Raw genomic sequence first — 12,372 nt, 5'->3', positions numbered from 1 at the left:
TTACGCATGAATAAAATGGGCAAGACGTTGCTGGCCGCCGCCCTGATGGGTGTCATGGCTACCGCTGTTCAGGCTGAAGACAAGGTGTTGAACGTCTACAACTGGTCGGACTACATCGCTCCGGACACCATCGCCAAGTTCGAGAAACAATCGGGCATCAAGGTCAAGTACGACGTCTTCGACAGCAACGAAACCCTCGAAGCCAAGCTGCTGGCAGGCAAGTCGGGCTATGACATCGTCGTGCCTTCGAACAACTTCCTGGCCAAGCAGATCAAGGCTGGCGTGTACGAGGAACTGGACCGCTCCAAGCTGCCGAACTGGAAGAACCTCGACCCAGACCTGCTCAAGGCCGTTGGCGATGCCAGCGACAAGGACAACAAGCACGCCTTCCCGTACATGTGGGGCTCGATCGGCATCGGCTACAACCCGGAGAAGGTCAAGGCCGCGCTGGGCGTGGACAAGATCGACTCGTGGGACGTGGTGTTCAAGCCTGAGAACATCGCCAAGCTCAAGAGCTGCGGCGTGAGCTTCCTGGATGCCCCGACCGAAATGCTGCCGGCTGCGCTGCACTACCTGGGCCTGCCGAGCAACAGCACCAAGAAGGAAGACCTGAAGGCCGCCGAGGACCTGTTCCTCAAGATCCGTCCTTCTATCACCTACTTCCACTCGTCCAAGTACATCGGCGACATGGCCAACGGCAATATCTGCGTAGCCGTCGGTTATTCGGGTGACCTGGAGCAGTCCAAGGCCCGTGCCCACGAAGCCGGCGACAAGGTCAAGGTGGACTACGTCATTCCGAAGGAAGGTGCCGGTACCTTCTACGACATGGTCGCCATCCCCAAGGATGCCGAGCATAAAGACGCCGCCTATCAGTTCATGAACTTCCTGATGCAGCCGGAAATCATGGCCGAGATCACCAACGCCGTGCGCTTCCCGAACGGCAACGCTGCCGCCACCCAGTTCGTGGACAAGGAAATCACCAGCGATCCGAGCATCTATCCGCCAGCTGAAGTGAAGAAGCAGCTGTACGCGATCGCTGCGCCTGAAGCGTCTGCCCAGCGTGTGATCACCCGCAGCTGGACCAAGATCAAGTCGGGCAAGTAAGCCCGATGCGGTACCTCTGGGCCGGGGAATCCCGGCCCAGAGCCAGTGAAAGGCAATTGATGATTGCGGCATCGAAGCTGCGAAGGTAAGTTGCGCGCCGGTTTTGCGTGTGCGGCAGCATTGTCGCTACCCAGGCACTGATTGTGAGGACCACCCACTTGTCCATTTCTGTATTCCGCAAGGCCTTGATGGCTGGAGCGGGCCTGACGCTGGCATGCAGCGTCCAAGCGGCGCCTACGGTGCACTTCTACAACTGGTCCGACTACGTCGGCCCGACCACACTCGCGGACTTCGAGAAAGCCACGGGCATCAAGCCCGTGCAAGACGTGTTCGACTCCAACGAAACCCTGGAAGGCAAGCTGCTGGCCGGCAACACCGGCTATGACGTGGTAGTGCCATCCAACCATTTCCTCGGCAAGCAGATCAAGGCGGGCGCGTTCCAGAAGCTCGACAAGAACCTGCTGCCCAATTATTCCAACCTGGACCCGGCGTTGATGAAACGCCTGGAAAAGAACGACCCGGGCAACCATTACGCCGTGCCTTACCTGTGGGGCACCAACGGCATCGGTTACAACGTCGACAAGGTGAAGGCCGCGCTGGGCGTGGACACCATCGACTCCTGGGCAGTGCTGTTCGAGCCCGAGAACATGAAGAAGCTCGCCAAGTGCGGCGTGGCCTTCCTCGACTCGGCGGACGAAATGCTGCCGGCGGTGCTCAACTACATGGGGCTGGACCCCAACAGCACCAATGCCAAGGACTACCAGGCCGCCGAGAAGAAACTGCTGGCGGTACGCCCGTACGTGACCTACTTCCACTCGTCCAAGTACATCACCGACCTGGCCAACGGCGACATCTGCGTCGCGGCAGGTTTCTCGGGTGATGTGTTCCAGGCCAAGGCCCGCGCCGAAGAAGCGAAGAAGGGCGTGAACCTGGCCTACGCCATTCCCAAGGAAGGCGGCAACCTCTGGTTCGACGTGCTGGCGATCCCCAAGGACGCCAAAAACGTCAAAGAGGCGCATGCCTTCATCAACTATTTGCTGAAGCCTGAGGTTATCGCCCAGGTCAGTGATTACGTCGGTTACGCCAACCCGAACCCCAAGGCTGGCGACCTGATGGACCAGGCCGTGAGGACTGACGCCGCGGTTTACCCACCGCAGGAAGTGCTGGACAAGATGTTCGTGAACTCAGAGTTGCCACCCAAGGTGCAACGGCTGATGACCCGTAGCTGGACCAAGGTCAAGTCGGGCAAGTAAAAATCCAGGCCCGTGGCGGCACCTGTAGAACAGGGCTCGCGGGCACAAAAATCTTGTTGGGAGTTTCACTCATGGCAGTTGCCTCCGGTGCCTATAAAAAAGCCCTCGAGGGTGGCCAGCAACCCAAGCAGGTGCTGGTCAAGATCGACCGGGTCACGAAAAAGTTCGACGAAACGGTAGCCGTGGACGATGTGTCCCTGGAAATCCGCAAGGGCGAGATCTTCGCCCTGCTGGGTGGCTCCGGTTCCGGCAAGTCCACCTTGCTGCGCATGCTGGCCGGCTTCGAACGCCCGACCGAAGGGCGGATCTTCCTCGATGGCGTCGACATCACCGACATGCCGCCCTACGAGCGGCCGATCAACATGATGTTCCAGTCCTACGCGCTGTTCCCGCACATGACCGTGGCGCAGAACATCGCCTTCGGCCTGCAGCAGGACAAGATGCCCAAGGCCGAGATCGACGCCCGCGTGGCCGAGATGCTCAAGCTGGTGCACATGACCCAGTACGCCAAGCGCAAGCCGCACCAGCTGTCCGGCGGCCAGCGCCAGCGCGTGGCCCTGGCCCGCTCGCTGGCCAAGCGCCCCAAGCTGCTGCTGCTCGATGAGCCGATGGGTGCACTGGACAAGAAACTGCGTTCGCAGATGCAGCTGGAACTGGTGGAGATCATCGAGCGCGTGGGCGTGACCTGCGTAATGGTGACCCACGACCAGGAAGAGGCCATGACCATGGCCCAGCGCATCGCCATCATGCACCTGGGCTGGATCGCCCAGATCGGTTCGCCGGTGGACATCTACGAGACGCCTACCAGCCGCCTGGTGTGCGAGTTCATCGGCAACGTCAACCTGTTCGAAGGTGAAGTGGTCGACGACGCCGAAGGCCACGCGATCATTGCCAGCCCGGAGCTGGAGCGCAAGATCTATGTCGGCCACGGCATCACCACGTCGGTGGAAGACAAGCACATCACCTATGCGCTGCGCCCGGAAAAGATGCTGGTCACCACCCAGCAACCGACCTGCGAGCACAACTGGTCGCGCGGCAAGGTTCACGACATTGCCTACCTGGGTGGCCACTCGGTGTTCTACGTCGAGTTGCCGAGTGGCAAGGTCGTCCAGTCGTTCGTCGCCAACGCCGAGCGCCAGGGCACGCGCCCGACCTGGGGCGATGAAGTGTACGTATGGTGGGAAGACGACAGCGGCGTGGTACTGCGGTCATGAAGCTGCGCAAGCTCAAGCGAGCCTTCCAGCGTATTACCCCGGAGGGGCGGCACCTGGTGATCGGCGTGCCGTTCATCTGGCTGTTCCTGTTCTTCATGCTGCCGTTCTTCATCGTGCTGAAGATCAGCTTCGCCGAAGCCGACGTGGCTATCCCGCCGTATACCGAGATCTACAGCTACGTCGAAGACAAGCTGCAGCTGGTGCTCAACCTGGCCAACTATGGCCTGTTGACCGAGGATGAGCTGTATATCTCGGCCTACCTGGGCTCGCTGAAGATGGCCTTCTTCAGCACCCTGCTGTGCCTGCTGATCGGCTACCCGATGGCCTATGCCATTGCCAATGCCAAGAAGGAGACCCAGACGGTCCTGCTGTTGCTGATCATGATGCCGACCTGGACCGCGATCCTGATCCGCGTCTATGCCTGGATGGGCATTCTCAGCAACAACGGCCTGCTCAACGGCTTCCTGCTGTGGACCGGGTTGATCGACCAGCCGCTGCAGATCCTCAACACCAACCTGGCGGTGTACATCGGCGTGGTCTATTCGTACCTGCCGTTCATGATCCTGCCGCTGTTCGCCAACCTGGTGAAGCACGACCCGAGCCTGCTCGAGGCCGCTTCGGACCTGGGTTCGAGCACCTTCAACAGCTTCTGGAAGATCACCGTACCGCTGTCGAAGAACGGCATCATCGCCGGCTGCATGCTGGTGTTCATCCCGGTGGTGGGCGAGTTCGTGATCCCTGAACTGCTTGGCGGCCCGGAAACCCTGATGATCGGCAAGGTGCTGTGGCAAGAGTTCTTCAACAACCGAGACTGGCCGGTGGCCTCTGCGCTGGCGGTGGTGATGCTGGCGATCCTGATTGTGCCGATCCTGCTGTTCAACCGCAGCCAGGCCAAAGAAATGGAGGGCAGGGCATGAAGCGCTTCAGTTTCTCCAAGCTGATGCTGGTGCTAGGCTTGCTGTTCATCTACCTGCCGATGCTGATCCTGGTGATCTACTCGTTCAACGCCTCCAAGCTGGTGACGGTATGGGGTGGCTGGTCGGTGAAGTGGTACGTCGGCCTGCTCGACAACACCCAGTTGATGGGTTCGGTGATGCGTTCGCTGGAAATCGCCTGCTACACGGCGGTGGCGGCGGTGGCGCTGGGTACCTTGGCGGCGTTCGTGCTGACCCGGGTTACCCGCTTCAAGGGCCGCACGCTGTTCGGTGGCCTGGTCACCGCGCCGCTGGTAATGCCTGAGGTGATCACCGGCCTGTCGCTGTTGCTGCTGTTCGTGGCCATGGCGCAGATGATTGGCTGGCCGCAGGAGCGCGGCATCGTCACCATCTGGATCGCCCATACCACGTTCTGTGCGGCGTATGTGGCGGTGGTGGTGTCAGCACGCCTGCGGGAGCTGGACCTTTCGATCGAGGAAGCGGCGATGGACCTGGGGGCCAAGCCGTGGAAGGTGTTCTTCCTGATCACCATCCCGATGATCGCGCCGTCGCTGGCGGCGGGCGGCATGATGTCGTTCGCCCTGTCGCTGGATGACCTGGTACTGGCCAGCTTCGTGTCAGGCCCTGGTTCGACCACCTTGCCGATGGAAGTGTTCTCGGCGGTGCGCCTGGGCGTGAAGCCGGAGATCAACGCCGTGGCAAGCCTGATCCTGCTGTCGGTGTCGCTGGTGACCTTCTTCGTCTGGTACTTCAGCCGCCAGGCCGAAGAGCGCCGTCGCAAGGCGATACAGCAGGCGATCGAAGAGGGCGCTGCGGCGAATGCTTCGCAGCCACAGGTCAAGCGCCCGGCGCAGGTGGCTGCGTCGGCCTGACCTGGCCTCTTCGCGGGTGAACCCGCTCCCACAGGAATATCACTGCCTCGGGCCTGTGTTAATCCCTGTGGGAGCGGGTTTACCCGCGAATGCCTCAACTCTAATTTAAAGCCAGACTGCATCCCAATGTGGATAGTCCCTGACACTTCTGACCAAGCCAGCCCGCAAGGGGTTGGCAACAATGTATCTGGCAACATGCACCGTGCTTTCCTCCCGCCGCAGTGCCCGGTCCTGATACCCAGGCTGCCATACCGGATCCTGCTCAACCCCCGCCTGATGCAAAACCAGACTGGACCTGGACTTGAACCTGCGCATCAAGGTGCCCAACGTCGTACCTTTCAACTCGATCAGCCAATGCAGATGGTCCGGCATCAGCACCCAGGCCAGTGATCGGCAGGCATGTTCCTGGTCTGATTGTCGCAGTTGGTGAATGACCAGCCGGGCATGGTGAAAATCATGGAACAGCGGCTTGCGCTGGTGGGTGACGGTGGTCAGCAGATAGAGCCGGCCAAGTTCTGAATAGCGACCACGGCGAAGCAGGTGAGACTGGGCTCGCGACATTGGCTTCTTCCTTGAAAAGCAGGTGACTTTTCAAAGGTAGTGGCTGAGATGCAGGTGCTGTGTAGATCATGGTTTCTGGATATGGCAGAAACTTGCGGATGGCAGTACCGGCCCATTCGCGGGTATTGCAGAGGTCCTGAAGGCTGCACATAACCCTGTGGGAGCGGGTTCACCCGCGAAGAGGCCCGCAAGGCGTACGACTTTTCATCAACTCAAACCAAAGGCTTCAGTTGAATCGGCTTGGGAATTATCCTACGAGCCGTGTGGAAGCTGCTCTGTTGCTGGGGAAATGCCCCAGGGATAACGTCGTCGAGTCGCCAATCAAGGTGACCGGGTGTGAGAAACCCGCTCGATGTTGAACAGGCTTCCTGTCATGGCGGCCTTGCGTGGGCAGGCCTCGGCCTGGCCGGGTTCAATGTCCTCGGTTTTCTCACCCCGCGTACGGCTGCCACCCCTTATCCGTGAGAAAGATGAGCTGGCGGTTCCATAAACGACATTGGATCCCGACCATGACAACGCACGTTCCAAATCACCCAAAAAACAGCAGCACCGTCGGTAAAGAAACCTGCATGGACCTTTTCCGCGTCCAGGCCAATATCCCCTTCAACCATGCCTTCTCCGAACTCTCCGTAATGCTCGGTTGCATCAATCACCTGACGACCGAAGCCGAGATGGAAAATGACCGGCTGGCCGGTAGTGCCGCGAGAATTCTCAGTGGGTTTGCCAAAGCACTGATCGATGACATCGAACTGGGACTGAACAAGGCTTCAGTTCAGCTCTGACCTGTACCGGCCCTTTCGCGGGTAAACCCGCTCCCACAAGGGACTGTGCAGCCTTCAGGGCTTGCGCATGCCCTGTGGGAGCGGGTTTACCCGCGAAAAGGCCCGCGCAGGCGCCGAAAATGCCAGCTTGATCGCGGTCAGTGCCGTTTATCGAACCCTGATCTACGCTAACAGTCGCATCCCACGAATCATTTGCGCGCAAGCAAGGAGCCTGCATGACGTTGATACGTCCGCTGTTGGTCGTCTGCCTGGGGCTTGTGTCCCTGCTGTCGGGCTGTAGTAAGGAAGAAACCACCGAAACACTGCCACGCGTAGGCGTGCAACAGGTATCACCCACCGATTTCGCTGCCAGGGTCACCCTGACTGGCGATGTGCAGGCGCGGGTGCAGACCGACCTGTCGTTCCGTGTGGGCGGCAAGATCATTTCGCGCAGTGTCGATGTCGGCGACCACGTAAAGGCCAACCAGGTGTTGGCGCGGCTGGACCCGAAAGACCTGCAGAACAATGTCGACTCGGCCAAGGCCGAGGTGTTCGCCGCGCAGGCGCGGGTCACCCAGACCAGTGCCGCGTTCGTGCGCCAGCAAAAGCTGTTGCCCAAGGGCTACACCAGCCAGAGCGAATACGATTCCGCCGAAGCCGCGCTGCGCAGCAACCAGAGCGCGCTCAAGGCCGCGCAGGCGCAATTGGCCAATGCCAACGAACAACTGAGCTATACCGCGTTGGTCTCCGAGGCCGATGGGGTCATTACCGAGCGCCAGGCCGAGGTCGGCCAGGTGGTGCAGGCGACCATGCCAATCTTCAGCCTGGCCACCGATGGCGACCGTGATGCCGTGTTCAATGTCTACGAATCGCTGCTGGTGGCTCCGCCAAGCGACGCCGGCGTGATCGTCAGCCTGCTGGACGACCCCAAGGTCCAGGCCCGTGGCTTCGTGCGCGAAATCACCCCCACGGTGTCTGCGCAAAGCGGCACGGTACAGGTCAAGGTCGGGCTGAGGGATGTGCCGCCAGGGATGCAACTGGGTGCACCGGTGACGGCCACCACCAATGCCCAGGGCCGGCCAAGTATCGAGCTGCCATGGTCGGCACTGACCAAGGCCCTGCATGAGCCCGCCGTCTGGGTAGTGGGCGAGGGTGACAAGGTAGAGTTGCGCAAGGTCGAGGTCAGCCGTTACCTCACCGGCAGGATCGTGGTCGCCAGTGGCCTGAAAGGCGGCGAGACCGTGGTGGTCAATGGCGGGCAGTTGCTGCACCCCGGCATGCAGGTGCTGAAGATCGATGCCAAGGGCAACGGGGGTGAGCTATGAAGCGCCTGCTGCTGATGCTGTCGGCCGGCGTGCTGTTGGCTGGCTGCAGTAGCGAGGATGAAGTGCCGGAGCCGATTCGGCCGGTGCTGTCGGTCAAGGTCGAACCCCAGGTGCAGTCGCAGCTGGGCCGTTTCGCCGGCAGTATCCAGGCACGTTTCGAAAGCACCTTGGGCTTCCGGGTTTCCGGGCGTATTGCCCGGCGCTGGCTGGATGTGGGCGCCCAGGTGAAACCGGGCGACACCCTGGCCACCCTCGACCCGACCGACCAGCAGAACCAGCTTCGTGCCGCCGAAGGCGACCTGGCCAAGGTGCAGGCGCAGTGGATCAACGCCCAGGCCGATGCCCGCCGCCAGCAACAGCTGTACGACCGTGGCGTAGGCGCCCAGGCCCAGCTGGATATCGCCCAGACCAACCTGAAAACCACCAGCGCGGCGTTGGAGCAGGCGCGCTCTGCGCTCAGCCAGGCGCGTGACCAGCTCGACTACAGCACCCTGCGCACCGACCACGCCGCGGTAATCACTGCCTGGCAGGCCGAAGCCGGGCAAACCGTCACCGCCGGCCAGGCCGTGGTAACCCTGGCCAGGCCGGATGTGAAGGAAGCGGTGATCGACCTGCCGATCGGCCTGGCCGAGCAGTTGAGCAAAGGCCTGACCTTTACCGTTGCTTCGCAGCTGGACCCGACCATCAACACCACCGCCAGCCTGCGGGAACTGGAACCCCAGGCCGATGCCACCACTCGCACCCGTCGCGCGCGCCTGACCCTGGCCAGCACCCCGGCGGCCTTCCACCTGGGCACCGCCATCAGCGTGACCCTGAGTTCGGAGGTGTCGCCGCGCAGCGAACTGCCCTTGAGTGCCTTGCTCGAGCGCGACGGCAAGACCCAGGTATGGGTGATCGATACGCAGCAGAAGACCGTGGCCACTCGTGACGTGGCCCTGATCGGCCGCACCGCCGACAGTGTCGTCCTGAGCTCGGGCGTACAGCCCGGCGAGCGGGTGGTGACTGCGGGCGTGAACAGCCTCAAGCCTGGCCAGAAGGTCACCTTCGACGAGGATGCGCAATGAAAGGAAGCTTCAACCTGTCCGACTGGGCACTCAAGCATCAATCGTTCGTCTGGTACCTGATGTTCGTTGGCCTGCTGATGGGGATCTTCTCCTACTTCAACCTGGGCCGTGAGGAAGACCCGTCGTTCACCATCAAGACCATGGTCATCCAGACCCGCTGGCCCGGCGCGACCCAGGACGAAACCCTGTACCAGGTCACCGACCGTATCGAGAAGAAGCTCGAGGAACTCGACTCCCTCGACTACACCAAAAGCTACACCCGCCCCGGCGAATCCACGGTCTACGTGTACCTGCGCGACACCACCAAGGCCAAGGACATCCCGGAAATCTGGTACCAGGTGCGCAAGAAGATCCAGGACATTCGCGGTGAATTCCCTGCGGGCATCCAGGGGCCCGGGTTCAACGATGAATTCGGCGATGTGTTCGGTTCTATCTATGCCTTCACCGCCGACGGCCTGACCCTGCGCCAGCTGCGCGACTACGTGGAACAGGCGCGGGCCGAAGTGCGCGATGTGCCCAACATCGGCAAGATCGAGCTGATCGGCACCCAGGACGAAGTGCTTTACCTGAACTTCTCCACCCGCAAGCTGGCAGCCCTGGGCATCGATCAGCGCCAGGTCATGCAGGCCCTGCAATCGCAAAACGCCGTGACCCCTGCCGGTGTGATCGAGGCCGGGCCGGAACGTATCTCGGTGCGTACCTCCGGGCAGTTCACCTCGGAAAAGGACCTGCAAACCGTCAACCTGAAGATCAACGACCGCTTCTTCCGCCTGGCCGATATCGCCGATATCGAGCGTGGTTACGTCGACCCTCCTTCGCCGATGTTTCGCTACAACGGCCAGACGGCGCTGGGCCTGGCCATCGGCATGAAGGCCGGCGGCAATATCCAGGTGTTCGGCGCGGCGCTGAAAAAGCGCATGGACAAGGTGATCGAAGACCTGCCGGTGGGCGTCGGGGTGCACACTGTTTCCGACCAGGCCGTGGTGGTCAAGCAAGCGGTGGGCGGCTTCACCAGTGCGCTGTTCGAGGCGGTGGTGATCGTGCTGGCGGTGAGCTTCGTCAGCCTCGGCGTGCGTGCCGGGCTGGTGGTGGCCTGTTCGATCCCGCTGGTGCTGGCCATGGTGTTCGTGTTCATGGAATACAGCGGCATCACCATGCAGCGGATTTCGCTGGGGGCGCTGATCATCGCCCTGGGCCTGCTGGTGGACGATGCGATGATCACCGTGGAGGTGATGGTCACACGGCTGGAGATGGGCGAAAGCAAGGAGCAGGCGGCGACTTTTGCCTATACCTCCACAGCCTTCCCCATGCTTACCGGCACCCTGGTGACGGTGGCCGGCTTCGTGCCGATCGGCCTCAACGCCAGTTCGGCGGGCGAGTACACCTACACGCTGTTTGCGGTAATTGCCGTGGCGCTGATGGTGTCGTGGGTGGTAGCGGTGTTCTTCGCCCCGGTGCTCGGCGTGCACATTCTCAGCAGCGCCAAGCTCAAGCCCCACGAAGCCGAGCCGGGCCGTGTCGGCCGAATCTTCGAGCATGGTTTGTTGTGGTGCATGCGCAACCGCTGGCTGACCATCATCGGCACCGTGGTGCTGTTCGCCCTGGCGATCTTCTGCGAGCGTTTCGTGCAGAACCAGTTCTTCCCGTCCTCGGACCGCCCGGAAATCCTCGTCGACCTCAACCTGCCGCAGAACGCCTCGATCGAGGAGACGCGCAAGGTGGTCGACCGCTTCGAGGCGCGGATCAAGGACGACCCGGACCTTGTGCACTGGAGTACCTACATCGGCCAAGGCGCGATCCGCTTCTACCTGCCCCTCGACCAGCAGCTGCAGAACCCGTACTACGCGCAGCTGGTCATCGTCAGCAAGGGCTTCGAGGAACGCCAGGCCATGATGGACCGCCTGCAGAAGATCCTGCATGAAGAGTTCGTTGGCGTCGGCACCAACGTGCAATCGCTGGAGATGGGCCCGCCAGTGGGCCGGCCGATCCAGTATCGGGTCAGCGGCGCCAATATCGACCAGGTACGCAAGCACGCCATCGAGCTGGCCACCTTGCTCGACCAGAACGAGCACATCGGCGAGATGATCTACGACTGGAACGAGCCGGGTAAGGTGCTGCGCGTGGAAATCGCCCAGGACAAGGCGCGCCAGCTGGGCCTGTCGTCGGAGGACGTGGCCAATGTGATGAACAGCATCGTCAGCGGCGTGCAGATCACCCAGGTCAACGACAACATCTACCTGGTCGACGTGGTCGCCCGTGCCGAAGACAGCGAGCGTGGCTCGCCCGATACCCTGCAGAACCTGCAGATACTGACGCCCAACGGCACCTCGATCCCGCTGCTTGCGTTCGCCACCGTGCGCTACGAGCTGGAGCAGCCGCTGGTGTGGCGCCGTGACCGCAAGCCGACCATCACCATCAAGGCCTCGGTCAACGGCGACATCCAGCCCACCGACCTGGTGGCCCAGCTGAAGCCGAAGATCGACGAGTTCGCCAGCAAGTTGCCGGTGGGCTTCGAAGTGGCCACCGGCGGTACGGTGGAGGAGAGCGCCAAGGCGCAGGGGCCGATCCGCAAGGTCATCCCGCTGATGCTGTTCCTGATGGCGACGTTCCTGATGATCCAGCTGCACAGCGTGCAGAAGCTGTTCCTGGTGGTCAGCGTGGCGCCGTTGGGGCTGATTGGCGTGATCATTGCGCTGGTGCCCACAGGTACGCCCATGGGCTTCGTGGCGATTCTCGGCATTCTCGCGCTGGCGGGCATCATCATTCGTAACTCGGTGATCCTGGTGACCCAGATCGACGAGTTCGAGGCCCAGGGCTTGTCGCCGTGGGATGCGGTGGTAGAGGCCACCAACCACCGGCGCCGGCCAATTCTGCTGACCGCGGCGGCGGCGAGCCTGGGCATGATCCCGATTGCCCGCGAAGTGTTCTGGGGGCCGATGGCCTACGCAATGATTGGCGGGATCATCGTGGCGACCCTGCTGACGCTGCTGTTCCTGCCGGCCTTGTATGTGGCCTGGTACAAGATCCGCGAGCCACAGAAACACAACTGAAGTCCTGCACGGATCCTGGGGGAGCGGGTTTACCCGCGAATGCGATGGTGGAACCACCGCCGCATTCGCGGGTGAACCCGCTCCCACAGGGCCTTCCGTCGCCTTCGAAATTGTCTTTTGTTTTTGGTTATATAAACATTCTTAAACAGTATTTTTAAGAATAACCCCGCCTCACTACTATTGCCCTCAAGCCAGGCGCAAATCCCCTTCAAACCTCAGCCCGGCACCCTCAC

At 61.6% G+C, this 12,372-nt stretch carries 10 protein-coding genes; 9 read left to right on the top strand and 1 reads right to left on the bottom strand.

Annotation, left to right across the window (positions count from 1 at the left end):
* Positions 1-6: 6 nt before the first annotated feature.
* The 5 genes from CAG46_RS02010 to CAG46_RS01990 all read left to right on the top strand — a co-directional run bounded on the left by CAG46_RS02010 (position 7) and on the right by CAG46_RS01990 (position 5,378).
* Positions 7-1,104 carry a polyamine ABC transporter substrate-binding protein gene (locus CAG46_RS02010; protein WP_085615864.1) on the top strand — a complete coding sequence of 366 codons (1,098 nt, stop codon included), beginning with the start codon at positions 7-9 and terminating at the stop codon, positions 1,102-1,104.
* Between the two features lie 158 nt (positions 1,105-1,262).
* Positions 1,263-2,357, top strand: a complete 1,095-nt coding sequence (locus tag CAG46_RS02005; RefSeq protein ID WP_085615862.1) for a polyamine ABC transporter substrate-binding protein — start codon at positions 1,263-1,265, stop codon at positions 2,355-2,357.
* A gap of 71 nt (positions 2,358-2,428) precedes the next feature.
* Positions 2,429-3,571, top strand: coding sequence for a polyamine ABC transporter ATP-binding protein (gene potA, locus CAG46_RS02000; protein WP_013974704.1), 1,143 nt, complete (start codon positions 2,429-2,431; stop codon positions 3,569-3,571).
* Entirely contained in the window at positions 3,568-4,488 is a 921-nt protein-coding gene (locus CAG46_RS01995; RefSeq protein WP_013974703.1) for an ABC transporter permease subunit, read from the top strand. Before potA ends, CAG46_RS01995 begins: the two co-directional genes overlap by 4 nt.
* Positions 4,485-5,378 carry an ABC transporter permease subunit gene (locus CAG46_RS01990; RefSeq protein ID WP_003258560.1) on the top strand — a complete coding sequence of 298 codons (894 nt, stop codon included), beginning with the start codon at positions 4,485-4,487 and terminating at the stop codon, positions 5,376-5,378. Before CAG46_RS01995 ends, CAG46_RS01990 begins: the two co-directional genes overlap by 4 nt.
* 105 nt (positions 5,379-5,483) lie before the next feature.
* Here CAG46_RS01990 and CAG46_RS01985 read toward each other — a convergent pair whose 3' ends face one another.
* Positions 5,484-5,939: a transposase gene (locus CAG46_RS01985; protein ID WP_085615859.1), complete on the bottom strand. Its 456-nt coding sequence runs from the start codon at positions 5,937-5,939 to the stop codon at positions 5,484-5,486.
* A 509-nt stretch (positions 5,940-6,448) separates the two neighbouring features.
* On the opposite strand from CAG46_RS01985, the gene CAG46_RS01980 reads away from it, so the two are divergent.
* The 4 genes from CAG46_RS01980 (at position 6,449) to CAG46_RS01965 (ending at position 12,139) form a co-directional block, all read left to right on the top strand.
* Positions 6,449-6,721 (top strand): DUF3077 domain-containing protein, encoded by a 273-nt coding sequence (locus tag CAG46_RS01980; RefSeq protein ID WP_085615857.1) that lies wholly within the window; start codon positions 6,449-6,451, stop codon positions 6,719-6,721.
* Positions 6,722-6,936: 215 nt separating this feature from the next.
* Entirely contained in the window at positions 6,937-8,025 is a 1,089-nt protein-coding gene (locus tag CAG46_RS01975; protein WP_075046698.1) for an efflux RND transporter periplasmic adaptor subunit, read from the top strand.
* Positions 8,022-9,089, top strand: coding sequence for an efflux RND transporter periplasmic adaptor subunit (locus tag CAG46_RS01970; RefSeq protein ID WP_025341031.1), 1,068 nt, complete (start codon positions 8,022-8,024; stop codon positions 9,087-9,089). Before CAG46_RS01975 ends, CAG46_RS01970 begins: the two co-directional genes overlap by 4 nt.
* A complete protein-coding gene (locus CAG46_RS01965; RefSeq protein ID WP_085615855.1) occupies positions 9,086-12,139 on the top strand; it encodes an efflux RND transporter permease subunit in 3,054 nt (1,017 codons plus the stop codon). The genes CAG46_RS01970 and CAG46_RS01965 overlap by 4 nt, the downstream gene beginning before the upstream one ends.
* The last annotated feature ends 233 nt before the right edge of the window (positions 12,140-12,372 follow it).

Origin of the sequence: Pseudomonas sp. B23(2017), from assembly GCF_002113725.1 — a bacterium.
GTDB lineage: Bacteria > Pseudomonadota > Gammaproteobacteria > Pseudomonadales > Pseudomonadaceae > Aquipseudomonas > Aquipseudomonas putida_Z.
The sequence above is the reverse complement of the archived record's forward strand: the minus strand, read 5'-3'. Positions and strand labels throughout refer to the sequence as shown.

Excerpts from the sequence above, each read along its gene's own strand:
- CAG46_RS02010 (WP_085615864.1), top strand. The coding sequence starts at position 7 with ATGAATAAAATGGGCAAGACGTTGCTGGCCGCCGCCCTGATGGGTGTC.
- potA (WP_013974704.1), top strand. The coding sequence starts at position 2,429 with ATGGCAGTTGCCTCCGGTGCCTATAAAAAAGCCCTCGAGGGTGGCCAG.
- CAG46_RS01995 (WP_013974703.1), top strand. The coding sequence starts at position 3,568 with ATGAAGCTGCGCAAGCTCAAGCGAGCCTTCCAGCGTATTACCCCGGAG.
- CAG46_RS01990 (WP_003258560.1), top strand. The coding sequence starts at position 4,485 with ATGAAGCGCTTCAGTTTCTCCAAGCTGATGCTGGTGCTAGGCTTGCTG.
- CAG46_RS01985 (WP_085615859.1), bottom strand. The coding sequence starts at position 5,939 with ATGTCGCGAGCCCAGTCTCACCTGCTTCGCCGTGGTCGCTATTCAGAA.
- CAG46_RS01980 (WP_085615857.1), top strand. The coding sequence starts at position 6,449 with ATGACAACGCACGTTCCAAATCACCCAAAAAACAGCAGCACCGTCGGT.
- CAG46_RS01975 (WP_075046698.1), top strand. The coding sequence starts at position 6,937 with ATGACGTTGATACGTCCGCTGTTGGTCGTCTGCCTGGGGCTTGTGTCC.
- CAG46_RS01970 (WP_025341031.1), top strand. The coding sequence starts at position 8,022 with ATGAAGCGCCTGCTGCTGATGCTGTCGGCCGGCGTGCTGTTGGCTGGC.
- CAG46_RS01965 (WP_085615855.1), top strand. The coding sequence starts at position 9,086 with ATGAAAGGAAGCTTCAACCTGTCCGACTGGGCACTCAAGCATCAATCG.